37 protein-coding genes are annotated in these 22,112 nt (G+C 46.0%); 16 read left to right on the top strand and 21 right to left on the bottom strand.

What is annotated here, in order from left to right:
* Nucleotides 1-898 precede the first annotated feature (898 nt).
* The 17 genes from HG263_RS21780 to HG263_RS21700 are packed head-to-tail and all read right to left on the bottom strand — an operon-like array spanning nucleotide 899 to nucleotide 10,121.
* On the bottom strand, nucleotides 899-1,078 hold the full coding sequence (locus tag HG263_RS21780; protein ID WP_171628176.1) for a hypothetical protein: 180 nt from the start codon (nucleotides 1,076-1,078) through the stop codon (nucleotides 899-901).
* A 4-nt stretch (nucleotides 1,079-1,082) separates the two neighbouring features.
* Nucleotides 1,083-1,316 carry a hypothetical protein gene (locus HG263_RS21775; protein WP_171628175.1) on the bottom strand — a complete coding sequence of 78 codons (234 nt, stop codon included), beginning with the start codon at nucleotides 1,314-1,316 and terminating at the stop codon, nucleotides 1,083-1,085.
* Entirely contained in the window at nucleotides 1,310-1,705 is a 396-nt protein-coding gene (locus HG263_RS21770; RefSeq protein ID WP_171628174.1) for a Mor transcription activator family protein, read from the bottom strand. The genes HG263_RS21775 and HG263_RS21770 overlap by 7 nt, the downstream gene beginning before the upstream one ends.
* Nucleotides 1,698-2,345 (bottom strand): gp16 family protein, encoded by a 648-nt coding sequence (locus HG263_RS21765; RefSeq protein ID WP_171628173.1) that lies wholly within the window; start codon nucleotides 2,343-2,345, stop codon nucleotides 1,698-1,700. The genes HG263_RS21770 and HG263_RS21765 overlap by 8 nt, the downstream gene beginning before the upstream one ends.
* 11 nt (nucleotides 2,346-2,356) lie before the next feature.
* Complete coding sequence (locus HG263_RS21760; RefSeq protein ID WP_171628172.1) at nucleotides 2,357-2,974, bottom strand: DUF3164 family protein; 618 nt, start codon at nucleotides 2,972-2,974, stop codon at nucleotides 2,357-2,359.
* An 8-nt stretch (nucleotides 2,975-2,982) separates the two neighbouring features.
* On the bottom strand, nucleotides 2,983-3,657 hold the full coding sequence (locus HG263_RS21755) for a DUF7168 domain-containing protein (RefSeq protein WP_171628171.1): 675 nt from the start codon (nucleotides 3,655-3,657) through the stop codon (nucleotides 2,983-2,985).
* The gene (locus HG263_RS21750) at nucleotides 3,650-4,012 is read right to left on the bottom strand and encodes a hypothetical protein (protein ID WP_171628170.1); all 363 of its coding nucleotides are present in this window, start codon (nucleotides 4,010-4,012) and stop codon (nucleotides 3,650-3,652) included. Before HG263_RS21750 ends, HG263_RS21755 begins: the two co-directional genes overlap by 8 nt.
* A gap of 2 nt (nucleotides 4,013-4,014) precedes the next feature.
* Nucleotides 4,015-5,163 carry an AAA family ATPase gene (locus HG263_RS22740; protein ID WP_171628169.1) on the bottom strand — a complete coding sequence of 383 codons (1,149 nt, stop codon included), beginning with the start codon at nucleotides 5,161-5,163 and terminating at the stop codon, nucleotides 4,015-4,017.
* 3 nt (nucleotides 5,164-5,166) lie between these two features.
* Nucleotides 5,167-6,951 carry a DDE-type integrase/transposase/recombinase gene (locus HG263_RS21740; RefSeq protein WP_171628168.1) on the bottom strand — a complete coding sequence of 595 codons (1,785 nt, stop codon included), beginning with the start codon at nucleotides 6,949-6,951 and terminating at the stop codon, nucleotides 5,167-5,169.
* Nucleotides 6,948-7,865, bottom strand: coding sequence for a hypothetical protein (locus HG263_RS21735; protein ID WP_171628167.1), 918 nt, complete (start codon nucleotides 7,863-7,865; stop codon nucleotides 6,948-6,950). Before HG263_RS21735 ends, HG263_RS21740 begins: the two co-directional genes overlap by 4 nt.
* Nucleotides 7,866-7,869: 4 nt before the next feature.
* A complete protein-coding gene (locus HG263_RS21730; protein ID WP_171628166.1) occupies nucleotides 7,870-8,181 on the bottom strand; it encodes a hypothetical protein in 312 nt (103 codons plus the stop codon).
* A complete protein-coding gene (locus tag HG263_RS21725; RefSeq protein ID WP_171628165.1) occupies nucleotides 8,178-8,408 on the bottom strand; it encodes a hypothetical protein in 231 nt (76 codons plus the stop codon). Before HG263_RS21725 ends, HG263_RS21730 begins: the two co-directional genes overlap by 4 nt.
* The gene (locus HG263_RS21720; protein WP_171628164.1) at nucleotides 8,405-8,653 is read right to left on the bottom strand and encodes a hypothetical protein; all 249 of its coding nucleotides are present in this window, start codon (nucleotides 8,651-8,653) and stop codon (nucleotides 8,405-8,407) included. The genes HG263_RS21725 and HG263_RS21720 overlap by 4 nt, the downstream gene beginning before the upstream one ends.
* Complete coding sequence (locus HG263_RS21715) at nucleotides 8,650-8,808, bottom strand: hypothetical protein (protein ID WP_171628163.1); 159 nt, start codon at nucleotides 8,806-8,808, stop codon at nucleotides 8,650-8,652. The genes HG263_RS21720 and HG263_RS21715 overlap by 4 nt, the downstream gene beginning before the upstream one ends.
* A gap of 11 nt (nucleotides 8,809-8,819) precedes the next feature.
* A complete protein-coding gene (locus tag HG263_RS21710) occupies nucleotides 8,820-9,584 on the bottom strand; it encodes a hypothetical protein (RefSeq protein ID WP_171628162.1) in 765 nt (254 codons plus the stop codon).
* A gap of 17 nt (nucleotides 9,585-9,601) precedes the next feature.
* Nucleotides 9,602-9,826 carry a hypothetical protein gene (locus HG263_RS21705; RefSeq protein WP_171628161.1) on the bottom strand — a complete coding sequence of 75 codons (225 nt, stop codon included), beginning with the start codon at nucleotides 9,824-9,826 and terminating at the stop codon, nucleotides 9,602-9,604.
* Nucleotides 9,827-9,836: 10 nt separating this feature from the next.
* Nucleotides 9,837-10,121, bottom strand: a complete 285-nt coding sequence (locus HG263_RS21700) for a helix-turn-helix domain-containing protein (RefSeq protein WP_171628160.1) — start codon at nucleotides 10,119-10,121, stop codon at nucleotides 9,837-9,839.
* 127 nt (nucleotides 10,122-10,248) lie between these two features.
* Between HG263_RS21700 and HG263_RS21695 the strand changes: the two genes are divergently transcribed.
* Nucleotides 10,249-10,695 carry a helix-turn-helix transcriptional regulator gene (locus HG263_RS21695; RefSeq protein WP_171628159.1) on the top strand — a complete coding sequence of 149 codons (447 nt, stop codon included), beginning with the start codon at nucleotides 10,249-10,251 and terminating at the stop codon, nucleotides 10,693-10,695.
* Here the strand turns inward: HG263_RS21695 and HG263_RS21690 are convergent.
* The 3 genes from HG263_RS21690 to HG263_RS21680 are packed head-to-tail and all read right to left on the bottom strand — an operon-like array spanning nucleotide 10,692 to nucleotide 11,784.
* Entirely contained in the window at nucleotides 10,692-11,072 is a 381-nt protein-coding gene (locus HG263_RS21690; RefSeq protein ID WP_171628158.1) for a hypothetical protein, read from the bottom strand. The genes HG263_RS21695 and HG263_RS21690 overlap by 4 nt on opposite strands.
* Before the next feature lie 5 nt (nucleotides 11,073-11,077).
* Nucleotides 11,078-11,575, bottom strand: coding sequence for a hypothetical protein (locus HG263_RS21685; RefSeq protein ID WP_171628157.1), 498 nt, complete (start codon nucleotides 11,573-11,575; stop codon nucleotides 11,078-11,080).
* A 59-nt stretch (nucleotides 11,576-11,634) separates the two neighbouring features.
* Nucleotides 11,635-11,784 (bottom strand): hypothetical protein, encoded by a 150-nt coding sequence (locus HG263_RS21680; protein ID WP_171628156.1) that lies wholly within the window; start codon nucleotides 11,782-11,784, stop codon nucleotides 11,635-11,637.
* A gap of 248 nt (nucleotides 11,785-12,032) precedes the next feature.
* Here HG263_RS21680 and HG263_RS21675 point away from each other — a divergent pair, with 248 nt between their 5' ends.
* The 13 genes from HG263_RS21675 to HG263_RS21615 all read left to right on the top strand — a co-directional run bounded on the left by HG263_RS21675 (nucleotide 12,033) and on the right by HG263_RS21615 (nucleotide 19,986).
* Nucleotides 12,033-12,626 carry a glycoside hydrolase family 108 protein gene (locus HG263_RS21675; RefSeq protein WP_171628155.1) on the top strand — a complete coding sequence of 198 codons (594 nt, stop codon included), beginning with the start codon at nucleotides 12,033-12,035 and terminating at the stop codon, nucleotides 12,624-12,626.
* A complete protein-coding gene (locus HG263_RS21670) occupies nucleotides 12,616-12,876 on the top strand; it encodes a hypothetical protein (RefSeq protein ID WP_171628154.1) in 261 nt (86 codons plus the stop codon). Before HG263_RS21675 ends, HG263_RS21670 begins: the two co-directional genes overlap by 11 nt.
* The gene (locus tag HG263_RS21665) at nucleotides 12,869-13,321 is read left to right on the top strand and encodes a 3TM-type holin (protein ID WP_171628153.1); all 453 of its coding nucleotides are present in this window, start codon (nucleotides 12,869-12,871) and stop codon (nucleotides 13,319-13,321) included. Before HG263_RS21670 ends, HG263_RS21665 begins: the two co-directional genes overlap by 8 nt.
* The gene (locus tag HG263_RS21660) at nucleotides 13,308-13,532 is read left to right on the top strand and encodes a TraR/DksA C4-type zinc finger protein (RefSeq protein ID WP_171628152.1); all 225 of its coding nucleotides are present in this window, start codon (nucleotides 13,308-13,310) and stop codon (nucleotides 13,530-13,532) included. The genes HG263_RS21665 and HG263_RS21660 overlap by 14 nt, the downstream gene beginning before the upstream one ends.
* Nucleotides 13,532-13,840, top strand: coding sequence for a DUF2730 family protein (locus tag HG263_RS21655; RefSeq protein ID WP_171628151.1), 309 nt, complete (start codon nucleotides 13,532-13,534; stop codon nucleotides 13,838-13,840). The genes HG263_RS21660 and HG263_RS21655 overlap by 1 nt, the downstream gene beginning before the upstream one ends.
* A complete protein-coding gene (locus tag HG263_RS21650; RefSeq protein ID WP_171628150.1) occupies nucleotides 13,833-14,006 on the top strand; it encodes a hypothetical protein in 174 nt (57 codons plus the stop codon). The genes HG263_RS21655 and HG263_RS21650 overlap by 8 nt, the downstream gene beginning before the upstream one ends.
* Nucleotides 13,996-14,298 (top strand): VpaChn25_0724 family phage protein, encoded by a 303-nt coding sequence (locus tag HG263_RS21645; RefSeq protein WP_171628149.1) that lies wholly within the window; start codon nucleotides 13,996-13,998, stop codon nucleotides 14,296-14,298. The genes HG263_RS21650 and HG263_RS21645 overlap by 11 nt, the downstream gene beginning before the upstream one ends.
* 2 nt (nucleotides 14,299-14,300) lie before the next feature.
* Nucleotides 14,301-14,882: a DUF3486 family protein gene (locus HG263_RS21640; RefSeq protein ID WP_171628148.1), complete on the top strand. Its 582-nt coding sequence runs from the start codon at nucleotides 14,301-14,303 to the stop codon at nucleotides 14,880-14,882.
* Nucleotides 14,882-16,549 (top strand): terminase large subunit domain-containing protein, encoded by a 1,668-nt coding sequence (locus HG263_RS21635; RefSeq protein WP_171628147.1) that lies wholly within the window; start codon nucleotides 14,882-14,884, stop codon nucleotides 16,547-16,549. Before HG263_RS21640 ends, HG263_RS21635 begins: the two co-directional genes overlap by 1 nt.
* On the top strand, nucleotides 16,550-18,118 hold the full coding sequence (locus tag HG263_RS21630; protein ID WP_171628146.1) for a DUF935 domain-containing protein: 1,569 nt from the start codon (nucleotides 16,550-16,552) through the stop codon (nucleotides 18,116-18,118). It begins immediately after the preceding gene.
* Nucleotides 18,108-18,809, top strand: coding sequence for a phage head morphogenesis protein (locus tag HG263_RS21625; RefSeq protein WP_171628145.1), 702 nt, complete (start codon nucleotides 18,108-18,110; stop codon nucleotides 18,807-18,809). The genes HG263_RS21630 and HG263_RS21625 overlap by 11 nt, the downstream gene beginning before the upstream one ends.
* Nucleotides 18,806-19,270, top strand: a complete 465-nt coding sequence (locus HG263_RS21620) for a phage virion morphogenesis protein (RefSeq protein ID WP_171628144.1) — start codon at nucleotides 18,806-18,808, stop codon at nucleotides 19,268-19,270. The genes HG263_RS21625 and HG263_RS21620 overlap by 4 nt, the downstream gene beginning before the upstream one ends.
* Nucleotides 19,271-19,437: 167 nt before the next feature.
* Nucleotides 19,438-19,986 (top strand): Rv1289 family protein, encoded by a 549-nt coding sequence (locus HG263_RS21615; protein WP_171628143.1) that lies wholly within the window; start codon nucleotides 19,438-19,440, stop codon nucleotides 19,984-19,986.
* A gap of 44 nt (nucleotides 19,987-20,030) precedes the next feature.
* Here the strand turns inward: HG263_RS21615 and HG263_RS21610 are convergent, their stop codons facing one another.
* A complete protein-coding gene (locus tag HG263_RS21610) occupies nucleotides 20,031-20,327 on the bottom strand; it encodes a hypothetical protein (protein WP_171628142.1) in 297 nt (98 codons plus the stop codon).
* Between the two features lie 201 nt (nucleotides 20,328-20,528).
* Here HG263_RS21610 and HG263_RS21605 point away from each other — a divergent pair, with 201 nt between their 5' ends.
* Both HG263_RS21605 and HG263_RS21600 read left to right on the top strand, forming a co-directional pair.
* Nucleotides 20,529-21,716, top strand: coding sequence for a phage protease (locus tag HG263_RS21605; protein WP_171628141.1), 1,188 nt, complete (start codon nucleotides 20,529-20,531; stop codon nucleotides 21,714-21,716).
* Nucleotides 21,713-22,111, top strand: coding sequence for a hypothetical protein (locus tag HG263_RS21600; protein WP_171628140.1), 399 nt, complete (start codon nucleotides 21,713-21,715; stop codon nucleotides 22,109-22,111). The genes HG263_RS21605 and HG263_RS21600 overlap by 4 nt, the downstream gene beginning before the upstream one ends.
* Nucleotide 22,112 lies beyond the last annotated feature (1 nt).

The following is a 22,112-nucleotide window of genomic DNA, read 5'->3' as shown; positions in this document are numbered from 1 at the left end:
TATCGTGTAAAAGGTTAGCGACATGAGCGAAGCTAAGGTGCAAATGTTTAATGACAGTGAGCGAAGCGAAGTCATTCCATTTGCGCAAGGTGAAATGAGCAGGTTTAGCTGCTGCTGAGGGACTTACTACCTGAACCAGTTTAACCGCTGCCAAGGGACTCGCCACCAGAACCTGTTTAACCGCAGCTGAGGGACTCACTCCTCAAGCGTCGGATGGCGCTTCGCTTATCTCAACCTACGTGGTGCGACTGCGAACGCTGTGAGTACGCTCCTTTACGCAAGGTGAAATATCGTGTAAAAGGTTAGCGACATGAGCGAAGCTAAGGTGCAAATGTTTAATGACAGTGAGCGAAGCGAAGTCATTCCATTTGCGCAAGGTGAAATGAGCAGGTTTAGCTGCTGCTGAGGGACTTACCACCAGACCCAGTTTAACCGCTACTAAGGGACTCGCCACCTGAACCAGTTTAACTCTGTTGAGGGACTCACGCCTCAAACGTCGGATGGCGCTTCGCTTATCACGACCTACGTGGTGAAAGGGTTAAAACAGTGTGGTAGCTTGGAAAAGCGCAACAACCGTGAAAGTTGATTACTTTACAGTCATGAAGGGGTCTGCGTTCTATAAACTGGCTTACTTCACCTTGCGCTAATTCGTCTCTTTATCGAAGTGCATAACCTCAGCATCCCAAGAGACGATTTAGCACCAAATACAAAAAAGCCCGACTCTTTCGAATCGGGCTTTTTCTTAATTATGATCCAATGTACGAAAACTCTATAGTGAATTGTGCGAAAACTGCGGGAATATGTGGGAGAGTTCGGGATTGAGTGAGAGAATATTTCAAAACGGTTTTCAATATTTCAAAATGAGCGGCGCTTTAAAATTTGCGCCGCTTTTATTTGGTTAGTTCACTGACGTAGCTTTTTCGGCTGTGCCATTTCGATATTCTGATTGCGTCACTTTTGCTTGAACAATTAATAGCTCAAGTGCAACGTCAACATCTTCAAATGACTTACAACCCGAATGATGCAAATAGCCAGCAATACAATGTAGCGCTTTACGATCTTGTTCTTCATTATACATGTTCTTACTCCTCACTCATGAGATCCCAAACTAGCTTCCATATCGGTGTGCTGTCAGGTTTGTCTGGTGCTATAGATGGGCCGCCGTTGCGACCAAATGTGATTGTTTGCACTGGCTCGTTCAATTGCTCTTCTATATATACCCTTTTGCCAAACTCGAAACCGAGCAATAACGTGGTAAATAGAGCCAGCAATAATAGCCATGTGTTTACTGTTGTTTCGTGATCTGGTTTCAGCATAATGATGGCCCCTTATTCTTTGGCCCTCGACCTTTACTAGCATCAAATAGATCGCCTTGCGCTTCATCCATCTTCAGTTTTCTCATCATTTTCACAATTCGATAGATAGACTGCTCTGCATAACCGTATTTCTTGGCTAGCTCTAGATAGTTATTACCTGTGAACTCTGACCAAATAGAGTTTTTACTGATAATGGCTTCCAATGTTCGGCCCTGACATATATATATTTGCTCACCACCGAATGTATGTCGGACTCTATCAACAACCTTACGGCCCAATTTAGTTGCTTCTTCTTCGTCCAGCACATCAGATACCTCCGTGATCACTAGCTCAAATATTGTGAATAGAACACTGTCGCCACGTTCGCCACGTTCTTTGTTGTCAACCATTGCCTGCTTCCTCATACTTACCCAGCATTTGGCCTGTGAAATTGAGAGCCGCTTCTAATTGCTCAACGTTACAACGTTCAAAGCTCCCGATATAATCAAAAACAAAACGCTCTGCGCTGAATAGTTCTTCATTATATAGGGGCAGCTTTTTTAAATCGGGGGCTAGCTCGTTCATATCTGTTGCCATCAAACGCACATACCAGCTTTTTAACTGCTCAATCAGTGCATGAACCATTGATGCACGCAGCCATTCCAACCGCTCAATCGCCACGTTTTTATTCATGCGTTTAGCCTGGGCTTTGCTCCAATTAAGTAGCGCTGCTTCCGAACCGTCACGCAAATAGCCTCGATGGCTCATAGCGATCCACACCTGTCGCAGTTTATCCAGCGGGGTTTTGTCTTCGGGGGCTATATCCCTTGTGATCGGCGAGTTTTTACCACCTCGTTTTTTAGTCACCACTTTAAAACCTCTGTCTTTCATGTGAGACAGCACTTTGTTTAGTTCCCTTACATTCATATCTTTGCAGCTATCTTTTTTAGTCAGTTTGACTAAAACTTGACGATACAAATCTTCGTCCCAGCCTAAACTCGTTTTGCCTACATGTATTAATTGAATCAGTTTTGATTTTGATGAATACATAAGTGCCACCTTTATAGTGATTTACTAACCAGCGGGATCTGAATCCACGCGCCCAGCTCGTTACGCTCATAAAAACGAACATACGTTTTAGTTGAGCCAAAAATAAACGCGTCATCTATCGCTTGCATACCTGCGGCCCAGTCGTCCGACTTATGGCTATAACGGTATTTACTGCGCAACTCCATAATCTTGCTTTTGCTGTACTGGCCCTCTTTGTCAGTCTCAAACGCGTTCATTACTATGTCTTTTATTAGCTGTGCTTCATCGTCTAGTTTTTCCAACAACCCATTTACCACACCTAAAAACAGCTCTTTTGCTATTAAAATCTCAGGGCCAAAACTTATGTCGTCAGCAACACCAACCTTTACACGGCTTTTGCCATCAAACGAGGTTAGAGTAATGTTGCCCTTGGCTCCGCCAATCTCAACGTTGTAGCTATGGGCCATATCCGCAATAAAATCGTTTACTTGCGAATACACGCCGCGTTTAAAATGTTCATGCTCTGCATTTAGCTGCTTTGCACGCTGCACCAGCTCTAACACCAGCGTATTTTGCGCTTTGTCGTTGTCGCTCACTTTGCTAGCTGGGACTTTGTAACCACTTCTGTTTGTATAAAATTCTTGTTCCATCACTTCACCTACTGCATTGAAAGTTTTTGTTGAGATTGACCATTAACTGGCCGATTGATTGAATGCTTTTTGCCTGCGCAAAACCCGTCACTTACTGCATTGCCTACGTTGGCTTTTTTACCCCTTTGCATGGCTTTACAGTCAGTTAAATCGGGGTAATGCTTTGCTTTATAGACTGCAACCAGCGCCGACTCGCTTTCGCTCAGTGCAAAATCGTTAACTTGCTGGCTTACGCCATAAATCCAGCCCAGCGCAAATTGGTCGCCTCTTGCCACTTTAGTAGCGCGTTTACACTGCTTAGGCTGCTGCTTTACATAGTTGCTGCGCTCGGTTTTTAATTTTGCAAACAACACCTCCCAGCAATAGCCCGCCAGTTCTGGCTGTGGTACCACACCAATAAAACGAACGTCACTACCCGTAAAACCGCGCGATATAACCACTTCAACGCCAAACGCCCGAATTATTAAATTGAGCAATTTGGCCTGATAATTCACAACCCGATTAACGCCAAATGCAAAGCGGCGTTCTTCAATGTTGCTCATGTTTACATCTTCAGCACTTATGCGGTGTTTATTCATCAATGCTTGTGCTTGGCGCATAGCTGCGGCGGCTTCGTTCTCGTTCGTTGCAGACTTAGCCAGCGCCAAACACTTTTTGATCTTGTCTAAAATACGCTTATCCACGGGGCACCACCTGCTGAACTTTATAAAACTTAACTGAGTTGCATTTGGGGCACGCGGGGCTGAGTTGAGCACCCACATAAACCATTGCTTTGTCGCTTTCATTACCTACCCAGCCGCAGTGACTATTTGCACAGGTGTAGCCAGGTTCGGGGGTTGTGATCGTAAACTCCCGGTGCTTTTTGCCGAATACGTGATCCCAGCTTGTAACATCTACCGCGTTATTGCGCGTCAGCATGTCTTGCATTTTGCTGTCGTCGGCCAGTAGCTTGTCGGCCTCGGCTTTTGGTAGCGTGACTTGCTTTGTGATCTTGACGTTCGCAACGCCTGTGAGTGTGATTTCTACGTGTGCGCTCATGGTTAAACCCTCTGTACAAATTTTTCGTCGATATGTTGAGTGCCTATCGTTGCAGCTACGTTGAGGGTATGCGCCAACCATACATTTATAGCCAGTGGGTACGTTTGGTCTAAGTTCTCATCATCAAAACCAACGCCTTTACCAACCTTGCCATAGCACTTGCCACGTATTGCGCTCAATGCCTCTTCTGTAAAAATTTTCATCGGGTCTACACCAATGCGTATAAACTTATGCTTCATATATGCAATAGCATCGATGTTCAGTGGCCTCATGCGTATATCATGTATTCGCATACTAAATTCACGCATTTTGTGTGCTTGTATCTTTGTTCTCAGCTCTGGTTGACCAAACAACACAATACCAATCACACGCTTAAAACCAGACGTTAACTCCCACAAACATTTAAGTTCACGGATCAAATCAGTCGATAAATCCTGCCCTTGGTCGATGAGCAATAGATGCCTGTGACCGCTACGGCTGCGCTCTATAAGCGTACTTTCAATTTCATCATCTCTATATTCACTGCTATTGGGGATTTTTATACCTAGCTCACGGCATAGCGCTCTAGACACATCATCCGACGTTAGCTTTTTCTTGTTCATGCGCTTAGGGGAGATGATCGTAATTTCAGAAAACTCCTCTCTGACTTTGTGCTCAAACAAACGGCGGATCATCGACTTACCACTGCCAACTTCACCCGTAACAGTCACCATTGAATTGGCTCTCGCTGCTGACAAAAGCTCTTCAATAACTTGCAAATGTGAATCAACCAAAAAGAAGTCGTCTTCGCTTTCAAACTCGTCATTAAACGGGTCTCGTCTAATTTTAAAAAACTCTTTAGTTGCTGGTTTTAGCTGGGCTTGCTTCATCTCTTCTTCCTCCGATTTTGGTTTGCTTGGTTGCTTTGGCTCATCCCAACCAAACAAACCAGATAGCTGATCGTCAGTTGCGCCGTGCGCCCGTAAATACTCTGTAATATGTTGTTCAATCTCGGCCCGCTTACAGTGTTTGGGCCACTCGTTTTGTGTTTTTAAACGGCTCAGGCTGGTAGTGCTAAATTTGATTTTTTTGGCCGCCAGTGCGCGTACTACCTGCGCTTGTTTTATGCTCAGTACATCAAATACAACGCTGAGCTTTGTTTGTTTTGTCACGGATTATCTCGCTAACTTATACACTGGGGTTTCCGCTATCCCGTTGTGCAACTGCTCCAATACGTTATTTAATTCCGTTTCAACAACTACGAGGCTTTGCAGCCATTCAACTTCTGTTGGTCTTAATGCGCGGCCCAATCGCTCGGCCACAATTATGCGCAGGTCGATTTCGTCTAAAACCTTGCCTTTGCGTTTAGGTGCTTGTGCAATTTGTTTAGCCACTGGGCTGTCTGCTTCAATCGCTTCGCCTCTAGGTGTGATCCGCGTTTCGTGCTCAACGTCTTTAAGGTGCGAGTGCGCAACCAACTTGCCGTTAAATGGCACTTTTTTGGCCTTTTTGGCTTTCTCGATCTCTTCGTCGCTCATATTCGGATATGCCAACCTGTCGGCTGATTTAATGGCTGTTTGAGTTGGTGTATCAGCATGGCTTGCATAGTTTTCACCAAACACAGGGGCATCAACACGAAACCCAGCGGCGTCAAACTCAACAGGTGCAACTTGGTGGTAAACAACATCACCCATGGGGCTTTTTACTCCAACGAGCAAATCGGGCGAGTCCCCTACAATGATGGGGCTAACACTTACTTTCATGCCTACGCAAATATGCTCTAACGTGCTTAGCTCATACTTTAACGAGCACTTAGTAATTGGGTGCAAATACGGGATCGTCAAATCACCCGTAACAACGCGTGTTTCACCTTCTTTAGTGAGTAAAAGCCTACAAATTTTGTCGTCGGGAAGTTTGCGCAAACGGTGGCGGTACTCAGGCTTATAAATCATCAACCATGCTTCTTGCCTTGCCATTTTATGGCGAGAGTGTTTGCAATTTTGGCCCTTAATTTTGTCGGCGTTATAGGCTTCTTGCCACGCCCACACAGCCTCGTTTATTTCGTCAACACTATTAACAGGCTCAATTAACAAACGCGATTCAAACTGAGTTTCTACAATGTCGTTTGCTTTTTCTACCGAACCCTTGGCACGCGCATTTTTTGCCTTATGCTCTTCGTACTTCACATTTAAACTATTGAGAAGCTTCTTGATAGCTTTGGCTTTGTTAGCGCTGCCTTTGTCCCAATACAAATAATCGCATGGCCCAGAAAACACAGAACCTTCTTGACCACGCCAGCACCACATTAAAAACTCAAATAGGTTTGCAGTTGTTTCACCAGCGGCTTGATAGTAATAAACCCTAATCATGCCGCTCCAATGGTCGGTCATAACATAGCGCCACAACTTAAAGTGCTTTATTTTCTCCAAGTTTTCAGGTTTGTTGGCGTAAAACTCATCTTGATCCGCATAGTGCTGCATCACGCCTTTTCTGCGCCCTGGTGGGTAGTACAACAAACAATAACTAGGGTCGACTTGGTGTACATGGTTAGGCCCCAAACTTCTGAGCTGTTTATGCGGCTCAACGGCATCTAATTTAGTAATATTGGCGTTGTAAGTAGCTAGTACACGACTGATCTGACTCGGGCTTAACGTGTCATAGCCATTTGCAGCAAGTATGCTGGTAGCCACAGGCACGTTCATGGTTCTTTTACCATTTGCGCGCTTAGACAGGCTCAGCAATGAAACCATAATGTTTACTGCATCTTCATCCATGCTGGTACTACCCGCATCACTGCGTTTAGCCTTACCACTCTGCCAACCTAGGCTTTTAAATCTGCGATACAACGCGTCTTTACTCAGCCCAAGCGTTCTACATGCTTCTTCACGTATTGTGCCTTTTTCACCATGCCCGGCGTTGTCTAGCTGTTCGGCCCAGTATTCTAGAGAGAGTGCGTTCATTCGATCACCTCCGTCCCTTCAAAGCCCATTTCGGCCAGCCACTCCCCACTTGGGCGCGCGTCATCCAGATCACCATAAGTGCGGTGTATCTCGTTCCACACACCAGCCAGTTGAGTTAGTAAAATTTTGCTGTCAGCGTAAAACGCAGATTTAGCCGCATCATAAGTTTTATCGTCAATTTGCACGGTCTCTAACTGCTCACTGAGTACCAGCAATTGATTGAATCCCTCGCGGATTTGGTTTTGTGTTTTAGCCAATGCTTCAAAAAACGACTTGGCTTCACCTTTCCATTTATCAGCACTAAACTTTTTGCTTTCTAAGTCAGCGGTGAGCTGAACAATTTTGTCTTCTTTCTCCGATGCAGTATTACGCGAGGCTTTGAGCATTCGCTCTGTTGCGTCCAGCTCTGTCGCCAGTTTGTCTTTCTCTTTTTTGTGCTTAGCTTTTAACTCGTCGATCAGCTCTTTTACTGCGTCTTTGTCGCCCGTTTCCACAGCTTCAGACTCAATAACGAGTGCTTGCTCATCTTCGGGTAATTGGCGTAAAGCGCGTAAATCTCGATAGCCCAGCTTCATTTTTTGAGCAGCTTCAAAAAACTCTTCGCCAAATTGCTGTAAGTTACGAAGCCTGTTATCAAGGTTTTGGCAATCCGTTTGCAAAATATGCTTACAACATTGCTCCCAAGTCGTAACAGTTACGACTTTTCCATTATCATCTTGAAGCGTTAAACCCTTGTAGCTCTTGGTTTCCTTAATTTGCTGGGCAAGCTTTAATTCCGTAACGGTTACGAGTTTTCCCATAAAGTTGAATGCTTGAATTTGACCTAGCTGCAATAACGTATTTTGCTTAGACGCTAATTCCTCTTGCTGTTGAACTTTTAAATCGATCAGGTCTGTTACACTTAAATCACTCATGATCTCACCTCAATAGCCCGTAGTTATTGCGTTCAATCTGCAAATCGCTAATTGCAGTGCTGAATGAGTGGGCAACGGTGTTGCTGACTTGCACAGGCTTTTTATGGAGTCGCCAGCGGTTTTGGCTTGTAGTCAAACGTTCGGCCCAACCCGCGTGCTCTAAATTGGCTAAAACGCGGTGCATATCAGAGGGGGTGCAATTAAGCTCAACGACCATTTTGCCCGCCTCAACGCCTTTTACTTCATGCCCACATAGCAGCTCTATGGTGGCGAGTGTGCGTTGTATTTGTGGTGATAAATATCTGTCATTGCTCATTGGCCGCACTCCACTGTTATGGGGCTAAACCAATGACGCAGCTTGGCATGTAGCTCAACCCAGCCTGCACGTGTTGCGGGTGCTGTTAAATTCAGAGAGTTACTTTCCATTATATCGCTGTCCCAATTACCGCTTTTATCAAAGCCTGCGCTATCAGGACATACCCAAACCGACAGCTTGTTACCTTCAACATAGACATGCGCCCATCTGTGTGTTGATATGTTCATACCGCCTCCCTAGCTTCTGGCGCTATTAGGCCCACTAAACACACAGCACATACACAGTCAAAATCGTATTGTTCGGTTGTAACATGCCGCCAACCTATACGGTGGGCTGCATACAACCACTCGCTACATGTGGCATTAGAACTCAGCGGCTTAGCAATATACTTGCAGCACTCGCACTGCAACTGCGGTACTTGCTCTACCAGTTTCACTTTGTTTAAATCAACAGGTTGAATTACTACGCTCATACCACACCCCCAAATGATTTGGCCGCTAATTCTGATAGCTCGCTCGCACTCATTAGTCGCTTAGCTGCATACGCAGGGCAAACCGTTTGCCATTCGTTTGTTTTTTGTGCGCTTTGCTGAATTTTGGGCGCAACTTGGTCTTTGATAGTGTTCATAATTGGCCTCGTTATTGGTGTATAGGGGTTGGCTCAGCGGGTTGCTGATCAGGTGATATTGCGCCGTTAATGTTCATAAACATTTGCTCGGCTCGTTTTTGTAACTGGGTTGATTGCAAAATTAGCTCAGCGGCACGTTGCAGCGATACGCCGCGTTCGTCAACTGGCACAAAGTCGATAGGTTGCAGCAATACCGCTACGGGGCTAATACTTTGCGTGGCCCAACAAAATGCGGTGATATATTCCGCAGGCATTTTGCGCTCTGCTCCTGGGCTTAACCACTTATTGAGCATATCTACAGTTACAGCCTTTTTACCGCCTAGGCCCTCATTCATTCGGTCAACAATTGCGGGGCGCGAATAGGGGCTGTCGTCTACCGCCTTTTTTAGCGTTGCAATTAGCACCAGCGACATGTCGCACTTGGGTGCATATTCATTTAATAACATACTGGTCTCCACGAGAGATTCATCAAATAACATCACTGCCACCTTGTATTTATTAGTTCCTATTTTTAAACCACTGTTGGCAAAAACGGCGGCAAAAATTGCCGAGATTATTGCCGTGCTATTTTCAATGCTCGTGCGTATGCTTTTGTTAACGGAAAACATGGGTGGCACATAAACTAGTCCCTCAACTGTGCGTAAATACAAAACACGATTAACTGGAGCAACCAACATGAATAATGATATAGACCAATCACTAGACACATTGTTTGACACAACAGCCGCTCTAAACTCCTTTATTACAGCGCTTGCTGAGTCACTGACTCCTGACATTGCAGCACACATGGTTACTACTCTTGATCAGTCAATTGATGAGATGGAGCAGACTCCGACGAACCCGAGCGCGCTTCTGTTACTAAATGCTTGGCGCAATCATCTGGCAGCGAGTTCGCCTGCGCAATTGAACGTGCGACGTTTGGCAATATTAGAGGCCGCCCTGTGTGGCTCTTAGTTGATAACAACATAGCCTCAGCTACGGCTGACGATATTGACTGATTTGGATTGAATAATGACATGATGAGGCTCCTATGATGCTACAGCGAATAATTGGCGAAGTTCTACAACACACTTCTCGCGTTGCTCGCCCTTTTTTACAACTTTTGGTTGTGAAGATGATGAATAAATATCAGGAAAAACACTTTTCAATGGTTTTTCTAAGAGTTTTGCAATTGCTTTAGCGATGCGCTCTGAACGAGCATTGCCGTTGACCACGTTCGAAACTGCTGATGGAGCTACTTTTAGAGCGTCAGCAATCATAGATAGAGAGTAGCCCTTATTCGAAATAGCTTGTTTAATTTCGTTTGGTTTCATAGTACATTACCTCTGTTGGTTTACCCTTAATTTAAGTTTTGGCGAACGGTTACTTAAGGGTTTAGTTAATGTTCAATGTAACTATGGGACAAATTTGTCACATAGTCAATAGGCGAATGGCAAAGATATGTCACATTTTTTAATTGAAAGAAACCGTCTAGGCTATACACAAGAGTCCATAGCCGAGAGACTCGAAGTAAATAGAAAAACTGTGGGGCGGTGGGATAATGGAGCACCTATACCCAGTGACAAACTTGCGATCTGCTTAGATTTAGGCTTTGACATCACATTTGTTTTAACAGGCAGGCGCTCATCTCTTGAAATTGCTAACAGCGCTGAATTAACGGCGGAGTCAGCTATCCAGGCTGCTGTATACGCTACTGAAGAAGCGATATTATCCGTATATCAAGTAAAAAGAGTTCAAAAGCAATTGGGCGTTAATGGCGAGTTTGATGCAGTGAAAAACCTCACACTAATCAAAAAAGCGGCTGAAGTATTGGCTCGGGCAGAGTTAACGGGGGATTTCTCTCAAGATACACTCAAGAAAGTTTTTGAAATGGCTGGTGAAGCTTAGCGCTTCACATTCAGTTCCTTGAAATACTTATCTCTTTCTTTATGCAGGTCTAGATAACCAAGTGCTTGCAAGCGTCGTAGTAGCGCCCTTCTTTCGATCCTGAATTGCAGCTCATATTTTTCTATTTGTTCTTCAGTAGCGTGCTCAAAAAATTTCTCTAGTGTTTCACTTCGAGCAAGCATTATACACCCTTCTTGTAGGGGGGCTTCCTTACGAGCAGACGAAATACTGTGTACATTGCTCGGGTTAACTAATCGAATATTCTGCTGGCTGACTTGGGCCTCAGCGTTACCTAAATCCTTGAGGTTTAGTACTAGGCTGTACAACCTCATCACTATACCAATCATTACTACTAAAAATAGAGTTGATAAATCCATATCACTTACACCCATTTTTTATCAGGAATCAAACGAAACAAACGATATGCAGGATAGGCTCCTATAGCTAACATCGTAAGTACGTTCACTCCTGCCACTAAAAATCCATAGACAGAATCAAGTATATTTGTTTCAAACACAGCCCTATCAACATAACGTGTTAACAAAATCGTAGCCATCACCGCTGAGAGGTAACAAACGTATCTAGCATATTTTGCCATCATACAGTTTTTATATTGATGCCATTTTAGTATTGCTGCGACGTAAACAAGTTCATAAAACGCAAAGAAGAAGTAATAAAGCTTTAACTTGGTATCCTTGTCAATGCTGGCTCCTATAATTGCATCAGAACTAATTCGACCTATAAAGTGAAAGGAGAAACTGATGACAGCGACTATCAGGAGAGAGTGCTCGACCTGTTCTCTCAAGTCGCTTGTTGGCCTCCCTGCCAACATTTCCTTAGCAGGTTGCTTTGCAAAACAAATTAGTGCTACTAATGCCACGAATTTACTGCTGATCAGAGACCAACCTATTAGTGCAAAGAATGAGTTCATTTTCAGCCTTATGGTTTATAAACGTCCTCTGGCTTTACATATGCTACTCGGGAAGCCTTTACTGGCTCTGCTCCATCTCCACCTCCTGCGGAACCACCGATCACACGTACCAGATCCTTTGTTGTTAACTTTTTAAGTGTTTGTAGTTTTGTTTCCATATCTAACTCCTTAGTTGTTTGGAGTCTCAAGAATATCACAGCAGCCATTGAATTATTTTAAAGTAAATAAAAAATGTAGATTCCAATCACACAAGCACTGTTAACTTAAATATAACATTATATTTAAGCGTTAGTATAGCCTTAAGTTACGTATTAACGTTAAAAATAGAGGATTTTTTAACCCAGGTTAAAATACATCCCTCGCACGCGTCGGCATTCTGTTAACAAACAGAACGGAGCCGACAACTATGCTCACTCAACAACAGCTCGACCATTACAGACAGATTCCTGAAATTGCAGCGGCACTCGCTGGCTACAGTGATGCGTTTTGCCGCAGTGTATTAACCATTCTCTATCTAGAGGGCGGCCTTAGAGATGACGGCGGTTTAAACAATGTGGCGTCTGACCGTGGTGGCCTAACCAAATACGGCATTAGCCAGCGGGCCTACCCTAAAACCGATATAGCCAATTTAAAAATTGGCACGGCCATTCGCTACTACTACCGCGACTATTGGGAGCCAATGCACTGCGATGAGCTAAACAGCGGCGTTGCGTTGATGTTATTTGACGGCGCTGTACAACACGGCATAAACAGTATGACCCGCATAGTACAGCGCACCACAGGCGCGGGTGTTGATGGCCTATTTGGCGCACGCACCCTCAAACAATGCCTCGCTATTTTGCCAAACCTATTTATATGCGAGCTAATCAGCCGCCGTGGCTACCGCTACGCACGCATTTGTTTAGACGACCCAAAACAATTACCCAATTTGAAGGGCTGGATGAACCGCCTAGGCCACATCACTGAACGCTGTTATGCGGAGGTGTACCGTGGGGCGTAATTGGGAATGGAGCAAAAACCAAGGCCGTATTAAACGACTCAAAGCCGAGGTTGCCGCGAGGCAAAGCGGCCAACCGTTTGATGCCAGCAACGTACCGCTGCACAGCTATGACGGCACCATGCAGAGCAAATTTGCACACGGCTGGCACTCGGTAACCGAAACCGACATACGCCGAAAACTTAGCAACGACAACACATACACCGATGTGCGCCATCGTTTAGCTGAACTATTTGGAGAACGTGATGAGTGATTGGGTGGGTCTAGGCTCCGTGCTGGGTAATTTATTGGACGATGTTTTTACGTCTGACGAAGAGCGGCTAAAGCTCAATTTAGAGCTAACCCGCATCGACAACTTAATCGAGAGTGACCGCCTAGAACTTGAGGCAAAAATTGTTGAGCTACAGGGCCAAGTGTTGGCTGCTCAGTCGCAAATTATTACCGCTGAAGCCAAGGGCGAAAGCCGCCTGCAACGCTGCTGGCGACCTATCACCATGCTGACGTTCTTGGTGCTCATTGTGTTGGACTCGTTCGGCCTGCTTACGTTTAGGCTCAGCGAGCAAGCGTGGGAGCTATTGCAGCTTGGTATTGGCGGCTACGTAATTGGGCGCACCGTTGAGAAAGCCGCCCCAGGTGTAAAAAGCATGGCTGTTTCGGCAATTAAAAACATAAGGAACCCAAGCAATGGACATAGCTGATAAAGCACAGCAAATCATTGAAGAGTCAATGAGCCGTAAGCTTGCTGAGCATAGCAAACAATTCACCGGCGCTGATGTAGACCTAGACGAATGCGAGGAATGCGGCATTGAAATACCACAGGCCCGCCGTGATGCCATTCACAACTGCACTACCTGCGTTGATTGCCAATCGCTGATTGAGCGCAAAGCCAAACACAATAGGAAACCATAATGGAATTTTTAATCGAATGGTGGAAACAAATGCTCGCCGCTGGTGTGGTAATCGTTGGCGCAGGTTCTATTGCGTGGTTAAGGGCCACCTTTGTGAGCAGAACAACGCACGAAGAATTAGCGCAACGTGTAAGTGCGGTTGAGAAGACCGTTGAAGATATGCCTAGTTCAAGTGACTTTCATGCACTTGATAAAAGCTTTGCTGAAGCCTGCGGAAAAATGGATTCATTATCACCACAACTTGCATCCCTTGAGCGCCAGATAAGTTTACTAATGGAAAACGAACTAAGAGAGAAACGCAATGAATGAGACATTCACAACCTTATTAACGCTAACTGGTGCGGGCTTTGGGTTAGGCATTGGGGCTTACTTTGGTGTTCAAGTCGCCAGCGCATTAGACGAGCTGTTCCTTTGCACATTACGCAAAATGCTGAACTTTATTTTGAAACTGAGAGGTAAACGCCATGCCGATTGACCAAGTACAAGCCGAACACCAGCGCATTAGCATTTTGATTGCGCTTAAAGAGTCGTCAGACTACGGCGCAAACACCAGCATGTTACGCGACGTGCTTAAACGTTTTGGCCTTGGTTGTAGCCTTGACCAGCTTAAAACCCTGCTGAACTGGCTGGAACAAAACGGCTACGTTAAAAACGAACAACTCAGCGAAAATACATGGGTTGCACGTATTACCAGCGCAGGTATTGATGTGGCCGAGGGCACCAGCACAGTACCAGGCATTAAACGCCCCGCACCTCGGAGCATGTAGCCATGAGTGATGCAGTGCGCAGAGATAAACCCAGCAAAATAGACATGCTACCTGACGACATCAAAAAAATGTTGGATGAAATGCTACGCGATAGCAGCAAAACTCAGGCTGATATTTTAGAGGCCGTGAACCAACGTATCCTCGATGCGGGGTTAGATGAAGAGGCTACTATCTCTCGCAGTGGCCTCAGCCGTCATGCACAAAAAACAGAGGCGATTGGTAAACAACTGCGTGAAACGCAAGCCGCGACCAAAGCACTGGTTGCGGAACTGGGCGACAAGCCCATGGGCGAAACGTCAAAGCTGATTTTAGAAATGGGCCGAACTCAGTTGTTTAAGGCCATGCAGCGCCAGTTGATGAACCCTGATGAAGACGCCGACATTGATATAGGTGAAATCAAAGAAGTAATGCGCTCAACCAAGTGGCTAGAAGAAACCGCCATGAAAGTGCATCAACGTGAAAAAGACATTCGCAAAGCATTTGCTGAAGAGGCAGCCGCTAAGGTTGAAGAAAGCGCCATACAAGCGGGCCTAACCGCTGAAGGTGCTCAGCTCATTAAAAACCAAATATTGGGTATTGCCTAATGGCCGATATTGTCGATAAAAAGAAGCGCGCTCAAGCTGAAGAGCTAGAGTTAGTTGCTGAAATTGCGCTATCTGATTTACAACAAAAATTAGAGCAATGCGACGAGTTTGAGAAAAAATTCGGCCTGCCTATATTCATACCGTTTGATCCTAACGAGCTGCTACTAGGCTATCAAAAGCGCTGGATTGCAGATCAATCACCTCTCAAGATTGCAGAAAAGAGCCGCCGTACAGGTATCACATGGGCAGAAGCGGCAGACGCTGTGCTAGAGGCCAGTAAAAGCAAAGATGCCCAAGGCACCAACCATTTTTATGTTGGCTCAAATAAAGAAATGGCCCGCGAGTTTATTGAAGCGGCGGCCATGTGGGCCAAAGCATTTAATAAAGCCGCAGGAGAGATACAAGAAGAGCTGTTCATTGACGACGGCCAAGACGGCAAAGAGATCTTAACCTTTGTTATTTACTTTGCCAGTGGCTTTAAAATACAAGCGCTCAGCTCTAACCCCGCAAACTTGCGTGGTATGCAAGGTAACGTAACCATTGACGAAGCTGCATTCCATGACCGACTAGCGGAAGTATTAAAGGCGGCGCTCGCACTCACCATGTGGGGCGCTAAAGTGCGTTTGATCAGCACACATAATGGCGTAGACAACCTATTCAATGAGTTAATTCAAGATAGCCGAGCGGGTAAAAAGCGTTACTCAGTACATACCATTACCCTAGCTGATGCGTGCAAAGAAGGGCTATACCAACGTATTTGCCAGCGACAAAAGAAGAAATGGACGCGTGAAGCTGAGAGCAAATGGATTGATGACTTACTCAATGACACGGCCAGCCAAGAAGACGCCCGGGAAGAGTATTTTTGTGAGCCTAAAAAAGGCGGTGGTACTTACATACCCCGTGTGCTGATTGAAGCGGCCATGAAAAAAGGCATTCCTATTATTCGCTATGAAGCGCCAGACGACTTTATTAGCTGGACGGAGCAAGCACAACGCGCAGAAATAGACGCTTGGATTAAAGAAGAACTCGATCCGCTTCTTGAAAAACTCAACCCAGAATTAAATCACGCGTTTGGTGAAGACTTTGCTCGCCGTGGCGATTTAACGGTGTTCGTACCGTTAGAAATTGGATTTGATTTATATAAACGTGTGCCGTTTTTAGTTGAACTAACCAACCTCACGTACGACATGCAGCGCCATATAATGCTGTACTTAACCATGCGTTTGCCTCGTTTAATAGGTTTGGCATTTGATGCAACGGGTAATGGCGGTTATTTAGCTGAAGCCGCTGCACTGCACTTTGGCACAGAAATGGTTGAGCAAGTGATGCTTAACGACAATTGGTATAGAGAATGGATGCCAAAGCTTAAAGCTGAGTTTGAAGACCAAAACATAGATATACCTAAGCACCAAGATATTCTCGCTGATATGCAAAAGATCAATGTTCGCAATGGCACCCCAAAAATTGATAAAGGCTCAGACAAAGGCAGTGATGGCCGCCAGCGTCACGGCGATTTTGCGGTGGGCCTTGCTATGGCTAACCGCGCTAGCTGGATGGACGGTAGCGCCATTGAGTTTACCCCGCTACCAAATGCCAACGGCAATTATGATCCTGATGATGATGAATACGAATTAGACGCGCTGGAGTCCAGCGGAGGATGCTACTAAATGGCTCAATCAAAAATATTAGATATTCACGGCCAGCCGTTTGAGCTGGCTATAGACGAGCAGCAAACGGACGATAACGCGCGCGTTCAGCAGTTGATGAAGCGCTACAGCGACCACCCAACCCAAGGGCTAACCCCGCAAAAGCTAACTCGACTCATGCGCAGAGTTGAGCAAGGCGACTTAGCAGCGCTCGCTGACCTAGCAACCGACATGGAAGACAAAGACAGCCACTTGATTGCGGAGCTAGGCAAACGCCGCCGCGCAGTGCGCTCGTTACCGTGGATAATCAAACCACCACGTAATGCCACTAACTTAGAAAAAATTGATACTGCACTCGTCACTGAGATTTTGGAGGACGCGACTTGGTTTAACGATCTGTTGTTTGACCTCACCGATGGCATTTTAAAATCGTTTAGTGCATGCGAGTTAAACTGGGAGTATTACGAGAAAACCCATGTAATAAGCGCTGCGAGTTTTAGAGAGCAAGGCTTGTTCCAAACCGCGCCAGACAACCGCAACGAACTGCGACTGCGTAGCGATGACCCAAGCGGCGTGCAACTCAACCCATTTGGCTGGGTGACACATGTTAGCCGCAGCAAAAGTGGCTATCTGCATCGAGCAGGATTAACCAGCAACTTGGCGTGGCCACACCTATTTAAAAATTACAGCATACGAGACTTGGCCGAGTTTTTAGAGATATACGGGCTACCATCAAAAATTGGCAAATACCCCGCAGGCGCAAGCACCAAAGAAAAAGCCACGCTCATGCGTGCGGTTTTATCAATCGGCCATAACGCAGGCGGCATTATTCCGCGCGGGATGGAAATTGATTTTAAAGAAGCAGCCAAGGGCCAAGCCGACCCATTCCTCAACTTTGTGGCATGGTGTGAAAAAACACAAAGTAAGGCGCTGTTGGGCGGCACGCTCACAGGCCAAGCCGATGGGGCGACGTCTACCAACGCGCTTGGTCGTGTACACCAAGATGTGATGGACGACATCATCGAGAGCGATGCTATGGAACTGGCCGCCACCATCACCCGCGATATTGTTTACCCACTGTTTGCGCTCAATGGCCGCTCGTACACAGGCCCACGACGAGCGCCACGTTTTGAATTTGATTTAAGTGAACCTGAAGACATAAAACTGTACTCTGAAAGCCTGCCCAATTTAGTTGATGTGGGTATGCCGATACCTGTGCGCTATGTTCAGGACAAGCTACAGATCCCCGCACCTGAAAACGATGAACCTGTTTTAACGCGAGTAAGTGCAACCCTCACAGAACCCGCAGCACTCAAAACCGCAGCACTCAAAACAACTGAGCCACAAGCGCCTGACGATGATTTGGCTGTGATTGAACAGCAGCTACGCACAGTTGCGGGGCCGCTCATGGACACGCTTATAGAGCCAGTTAAGCAAGCGGTTTTAAAAGCTAACAGCTTAGAGCAGTTGCGCGATTCAATTATTAATCTGGCGGGCGAACTAGACACCAGCGAACTAGGCGCACAAATGCAACTCGCCATAGCGGCCAGTACACTATTGGGCCGCATGGAGGTAAACGATGGCCGTTGAATATGGCGCGCTACCATTTAAAGAGGCTATCACTTTCTTTAAAGAAAAGTTGAGCTTGCCTAGTGAATCGTGGGATGAAATATGGCAAGAGGCCCACGACCACGCATTTATTGTGGCTGGTGCCATCGAGGACGATTTGATCGAGAGCCTGCGCGACGCTGTAGACAAAGCCATTGCTGAAGGTATCAGTTTAAAAGAGTTTCAAGCCCAGTTTGTGGATATAGTCAAAAAAGCGGGCTGGGACTACGTGGGCAACGCTGGCTGGCGCAGCCATGTGATTTACGAAACCAATCTACGGCAATCGTATAACGCAGGCCGCTATCAACAATTGCAAGCAGTTAAATCAACCCGCCCTTATTGGATGTATCGCCACGGCGACAGCGAAAACCCACGCAAATTACATTTAAGCTGGCACACGCTAGTGCTACCAGCAGACGACCCTTGGTGGCGCGAACACTACCCCAGCAATGGCTGGGGCTGCAAATGCAAAGTGTTTGCTTTGAGTAATCGAGACTTGCAGCGCCTCGGTTTACCCGTTGGCACCGCCCCCAACGATGGCACCTACGACTGGGTAAACAAAAAAACAGGTGAGGTTCACGAAGTGCCTTTAGGCATTGACCCTGGCTTTGACTATGCACCAGGTGCAACCAAACCCAGTGAGCGACTAGCGCAAATACGGAGCGAGCAATGAGCGGCGTTAAACTCAATATTAATTTTGACAGTAAACAGATAGCGCGCGAACTCAACCAAATAGTTGATAGCGTACAAGACCGCACCGCACTGCATCGCGACATAGGCGAATACATGCAGCTATCCACCGCTGAGCGTTTTGCTAAAGAACAGGCACCTGACGGCACGCCGTGGGCACCACTTAAAGAATCTACCAAGGCCCGTAAAACTAAAAACCGCAATAGCATTTTGCGCGAGAATGATTTTTTACGTGACACCCTCGCGTATGACGCTGACAGCAGTGCGATGGAGTTTGGTTCTAATCGAGTACAAGCAGCGCTGATGCAATGGGGTGGCACCGATGATATGGCACCAGGACCCGCCGCCGTCGAACCGCGAGAGTTTGTAGGCGTCAATAACGATGATGTTGACGAAATAATGATACGCGCCGACGATTTTGCAATGTCTGCTGTACGCCACTAGAACGCGTCGAGCGCGTTTTGGGCTATGTTGGTGTGGCTAAAGTAGAGATAAGCGCGTTATATACGTTTCGGGACGTTTCTAAGTTGGTTAATACTATTCTTGAGACTACAGTTATTATTAATCAAACAAAAAGAACTTTTAAAGGATAATTAAAGGTCAGACGTTCAATGAAAAAACCAACTGGTGTAAGCCGAAGAATTCATCAATCCTTCAAGCATCTTCAAGAAAATGATTTTGAAGGGTCTCTAGTTAATTTATTTCCAGCCTTAGATAAAACCGCCAAGCGAAGGCGTGCGAAAGATGGTGTCGCTAGACGAATTAAAGCGTTCCTTGAAGAGGAGATGCCGCTAATATCAATAATTGCTATGGGGTTCTACATGCCATTTAGCTGTAATGGTAATAGACTGTCAGACGTTTTATATAAATTCGGACGCACATCAATTGCACATGAAGGGGAATTAGATTCTAGGCTTGAGATTAGCACGAGTGAAGATATCATAATTAATGCGAATAAATGGCACTTACCAAGTGGCTTTATTTTGGGTATGAGCGTTGCGGTTATCACCGCTCCAGAAAATATCGATGAGTTTATTGAAATGCCATTTTCAATAGAAATATATGGGAAAAGATTTAATCTCTCTGAACTTTGGGGAAACTCACCCCTGATAAAAGACCATATAGCAAACCACATTAAAAACACTGAAATTTTCAAATAAGTATAGATAATGTGAAAGCGTCCTATACGGCCTTGTCGGCTTGTTTATCTAAACCCTTTAACTTTACAATTTAGCTTGTCCTGACCAATGATTATGCGCTCATCTTCTTTTACTCCGCGGTCAAAGAAAAACTCCATGTTGCCGTTGGGGTAATTATATGTAGTGACTTGCACACCCTGATCTACAATAGTTTCCCATTGATTAGTGCGCAGATCTTTACAAATTAAACTGCAACCACGAACACCACATTCGTGCTTCACTTTATGCGGTTGTTCTTGTGCTACAGTTGCGGTAGATAGCAAAGTTGATGACAACGCTACAGTAAATACAACATTTTTCATTCAATAAATCCTTATAGTAATTAATTAGGGTTTGTGTGGCACCCCAGCGCCACACTCAACCTATAGTAACAACATTTTTTAAATGTCTGACGATTCGATTATGCCAAAGTCGGGATCGTTATATTTTTTTAACCCAGGTTAAAATACATTCCCCGCCCCAAATCAGATACTGACACCACGAACTAACACATGGTGTCAGCAATGCATAACCCTACGAGAGACCGCAAGCAGCAAACAGGACGAACGCGCCCTATGGAAGGGGCATTTTTGGCGGTTTTGTCTAACAGACCCAGCGGCCAGATTGGTACTGCTGTTTGTCGGCTCAACGATATTGTTGTTGACGAACATGGCGTAAGCCCGCGCGTTCAAGTGCTACCTGATGGATTTTTTAGTGCTGGCGATGGCCGCCCGCAAGACACCGAACACAAAGCATGGTTGATGGACCAAAACGCCTGGGCATTGCTAAAGCGCCATTTAGATGAGCGTGCAAACGACCTGCACTTTGATTACGAACACCAGACTATTTTTGCCGAAAGCAACGGTAAAGAAGCTCCCGCCGCTGGCTGGATAAAACCCACTGCATTTGAATACGTGCCAGGACAAGGTGTATTTGCGCTCAACGTTAAATGGAACGACAAAGCTGCGGCGTACCTGCGCAAAGACGAGTACCGCTTTGTTAGCCCAGTTTTCGACTATGGCTACGACGGCCGCCCCATCAAATTTCGACATTTTGCATTAACCAACGACCCTGGCTTGGACGGTATGGCCAAGGTGGTTGCACTCAAAACCGAAAACACTCCCGGAGATAATCCCATGAATGAAGCATTGCGATTGCTCGCAGCACTCGGTGTGGTTGTGCCTGACGGCCAAACACCGACTGATGAGCATTACACAAAAGCCACTGCAACTCTCAAAACATTGCAAACCAAGGCTGACGAAGCCGACAGCAAAACTAAACAGCTCAACGATGCGAACGAGCAAGTTGCTGCACTTAAAGCCGCTGGCGGCAACAACCAAGTTGATTTAACCAAGTGGGTACCGCGCGCTGACTATGACGCATTAGCAACCGAAACCGCGACCCTACGCACTGAAAACAGCACGCTATCTATTGAGCAGCAAATTGAAACAGCCCGTGAAGAGGGCCGAATTTCAAACGCTGAAACCAACTACTTTAAGCAGCTTGGCGAGCAGCAAGGCGCAGCCGTTTTAAAAACACAACTCGATGCGCGCACACCCATTGCGGCGTTGAAGAGCCAACAAACGACGACCACGCAAACACCACCGAAAGGCCAAGATAGTGGCGAGCTAACAGCCGCAGAACTTGCTGTGTGTAAAGCGTCGGGCCTCAAGCCTGAAGAGTTCAAAAAGAACAAAGGAGCCAAGCTATGACCGCATTAGTTAAAGGTAGGCAGACACCAAAGCGTGCTGGTGAGCAACGCAATGATCCAGTTGCTGCTAACAGCAAAATTTACGCAGGTGCATTGGTGGTACTTAACGCCACTGGTTATGCCGAGCCAGCAACCACTGCCACAGGTTTAACAGCGCGTGGTGTGGCACAACGTAGTTGCACAAACACCAATGGCAACGGCGCAGAACGCATTGAGAGCGAGGCAGGATGCTGGCGTTTTATCAATGACGGCACAATCAACCGCACCCACATTGGTAAACCCGCGTGGATTGTGGATGACCAAACCGTGGCCGCTGATGACGGTGGCAGCACGCGTTCAGTCGCAGGTGACATTATCGACGTCGACAGCAACGGCGTTTGGGTAAACATTAAATAGG

Source organism: Pseudoalteromonas caenipelagi (genome assembly GCF_013140855.1).
Taxonomy (GTDB): Bacteria; Pseudomonadota; Gammaproteobacteria; order Enterobacterales; family Alteromonadaceae; genus Pseudoalteromonas; species Pseudoalteromonas caenipelagi.
The sequence above is the reverse complement of the archived record's forward strand: the minus strand, read 5'-3'. Positions and strand labels throughout refer to the sequence as shown.

What these genes read in the sequence shown, in the direction of transcription:
- HG263_RS21780 (WP_171628176.1), bottom strand. Translation starts at nt 1,078, where the DNA reads ATGTATAATGAAGAACAAGATCGTAAAGCGCTACATTGTATTGCTGGC.
- HG263_RS21775 (WP_171628175.1), bottom strand. Translation starts at nt 1,316, where the DNA reads ATGCTGAAACCAGATCACGAAACAACAGTAAACACATGGCTATTATTG.
- HG263_RS21770 (WP_171628174.1), bottom strand. Translation starts at nt 1,705, where the DNA reads ATGGTTGACAACAAAGAACGTGGCGAACGTGGCGACAGTGTTCTATTC.
- HG263_RS21765 (WP_171628173.1), bottom strand. Translation starts at nt 2,345, where the DNA reads ATGTATTCATCAAAATCAAAACTGATTCAATTAATACATGTAGGCAAA.
- HG263_RS21760 (WP_171628172.1), bottom strand. Translation starts at nt 2,974, where the DNA reads ATGGAACAAGAATTTTATACAAACAGAAGTGGTTACAAAGTCCCAGCT.
- HG263_RS21750 (WP_171628170.1), bottom strand. Translation starts at nt 4,012, where the DNA reads ATGAGCGCACACGTAGAAATCACACTCACAGGCGTTGCGAACGTCAAG.
- HG263_RS21740 (WP_171628168.1), bottom strand. Translation starts at nt 6,951, where the DNA reads ATGAACGCACTCTCTCTAGAATACTGGGCCGAACAGCTAGACAACGCC.
- HG263_RS21735 (WP_171628167.1), bottom strand. Translation starts at nt 7,865, where the DNA reads ATGAGTGATTTAAGTGTAACAGACCTGATCGATTTAAAAGTTCAACAG.
- HG263_RS21730 (WP_171628166.1), bottom strand. Translation starts at nt 8,181, where the DNA reads ATGAGCAATGACAGATATTTATCACCACAAATACAACGCACACTCGCC.
- HG263_RS21725 (WP_171628165.1), bottom strand. Translation starts at nt 8,408, where the DNA reads ATGAACATATCAACACACAGATGGGCGCATGTCTATGTTGAAGGTAAC.
- HG263_RS21720 (WP_171628164.1), bottom strand. Translation starts at nt 8,653, where the DNA reads ATGAGCGTAGTAATTCAACCTGTTGATTTAAACAAAGTGAAACTGGTA.
- HG263_RS21715 (WP_171628163.1), bottom strand. Translation starts at nt 8,808, where the DNA reads ATGAACACTATCAAAGACCAAGTTGCGCCCAAAATTCAGCAAAGCGCA.
- HG263_RS21710 (WP_171628162.1), bottom strand. Translation starts at nt 9,584, where the DNA reads ATGTCAGGAGTCAGTGACTCAGCAAGCGCTGTAATAAAGGAGTTTAGA.
- HG263_RS21705 (WP_171628161.1), bottom strand. Translation starts at nt 9,826, where the DNA reads ATGTCATTATTCAATCCAAATCAGTCAATATCGTCAGCCGTAGCTGAG.
- HG263_RS21700 (WP_171628160.1), bottom strand. Translation starts at nt 10,121, where the DNA reads ATGAAACCAAACGAAATTAAACAAGCTATTTCGAATAAGGGCTACTCT.
- HG263_RS21695 (WP_171628159.1), top strand. Translation starts at nt 10,249, where the DNA reads ATGTCACATTTTTTAATTGAAAGAAACCGTCTAGGCTATACACAAGAG.
- HG263_RS21690 (WP_171628158.1), bottom strand. Translation starts at nt 11,072, where the DNA reads ATGGATTTATCAACTCTATTTTTAGTAGTAATGATTGGTATAGTGATG.
- HG263_RS21680 (WP_171628156.1), bottom strand. Translation starts at nt 11,784, where the DNA reads ATGGAAACAAAACTACAAACACTTAAAAAGTTAACAACAAAGGATCTG.
- HG263_RS21675 (WP_171628155.1), top strand. Translation starts at nt 12,033, where the DNA reads ATGCTCACTCAACAACAGCTCGACCATTACAGACAGATTCCTGAAATT.
- HG263_RS21665 (WP_171628153.1), top strand. Translation starts at nt 12,869, where the DNA reads ATGAGTGATTGGGTGGGTCTAGGCTCCGTGCTGGGTAATTTATTGGAC.
- HG263_RS21660 (WP_171628152.1), top strand. Translation starts at nt 13,308, where the DNA reads ATGGACATAGCTGATAAAGCACAGCAAATCATTGAAGAGTCAATGAGC.
- HG263_RS21655 (WP_171628151.1), top strand. Translation starts at nt 13,532, where the DNA reads ATGGAATTTTTAATCGAATGGTGGAAACAAATGCTCGCCGCTGGTGTG.
- HG263_RS21650 (WP_171628150.1), top strand. Translation starts at nt 13,833, where the DNA reads ATGAATGAGACATTCACAACCTTATTAACGCTAACTGGTGCGGGCTTT.
- HG263_RS21645 (WP_171628149.1), top strand. Translation starts at nt 13,996, where the DNA reads ATGCCGATTGACCAAGTACAAGCCGAACACCAGCGCATTAGCATTTTG.
- HG263_RS21640 (WP_171628148.1), top strand. Translation starts at nt 14,301, where the DNA reads ATGAGTGATGCAGTGCGCAGAGATAAACCCAGCAAAATAGACATGCTA.
- HG263_RS21635 (WP_171628147.1), top strand. Translation starts at nt 14,882, where the DNA reads ATGGCCGATATTGTCGATAAAAAGAAGCGCGCTCAAGCTGAAGAGCTA.
- HG263_RS21630 (WP_171628146.1), top strand. Translation starts at nt 16,550, where the DNA reads ATGGCTCAATCAAAAATATTAGATATTCACGGCCAGCCGTTTGAGCTG.
- HG263_RS21625 (WP_171628145.1), top strand. Translation starts at nt 18,108, where the DNA reads ATGGCCGTTGAATATGGCGCGCTACCATTTAAAGAGGCTATCACTTTC.
- HG263_RS21620 (WP_171628144.1), top strand. Translation starts at nt 18,806, where the DNA reads ATGAGCGGCGTTAAACTCAATATTAATTTTGACAGTAAACAGATAGCG.
- HG263_RS21615 (WP_171628143.1), top strand. Translation starts at nt 19,438, where the DNA reads ATGAAAAAACCAACTGGTGTAAGCCGAAGAATTCATCAATCCTTCAAG.
- HG263_RS21610 (WP_171628142.1), bottom strand. Translation starts at nt 20,327, where the DNA reads ATGAAAAATGTTGTATTTACTGTAGCGTTGTCATCAACTTTGCTATCT.
- HG263_RS21605 (WP_171628141.1), top strand. Translation starts at nt 20,529, where the DNA reads ATGCATAACCCTACGAGAGACCGCAAGCAGCAAACAGGACGAACGCGC.
- HG263_RS21600 (WP_171628140.1), top strand. Translation starts at nt 21,713, where the DNA reads ATGACCGCATTAGTTAAAGGTAGGCAGACACCAAAGCGTGCTGGTGAG.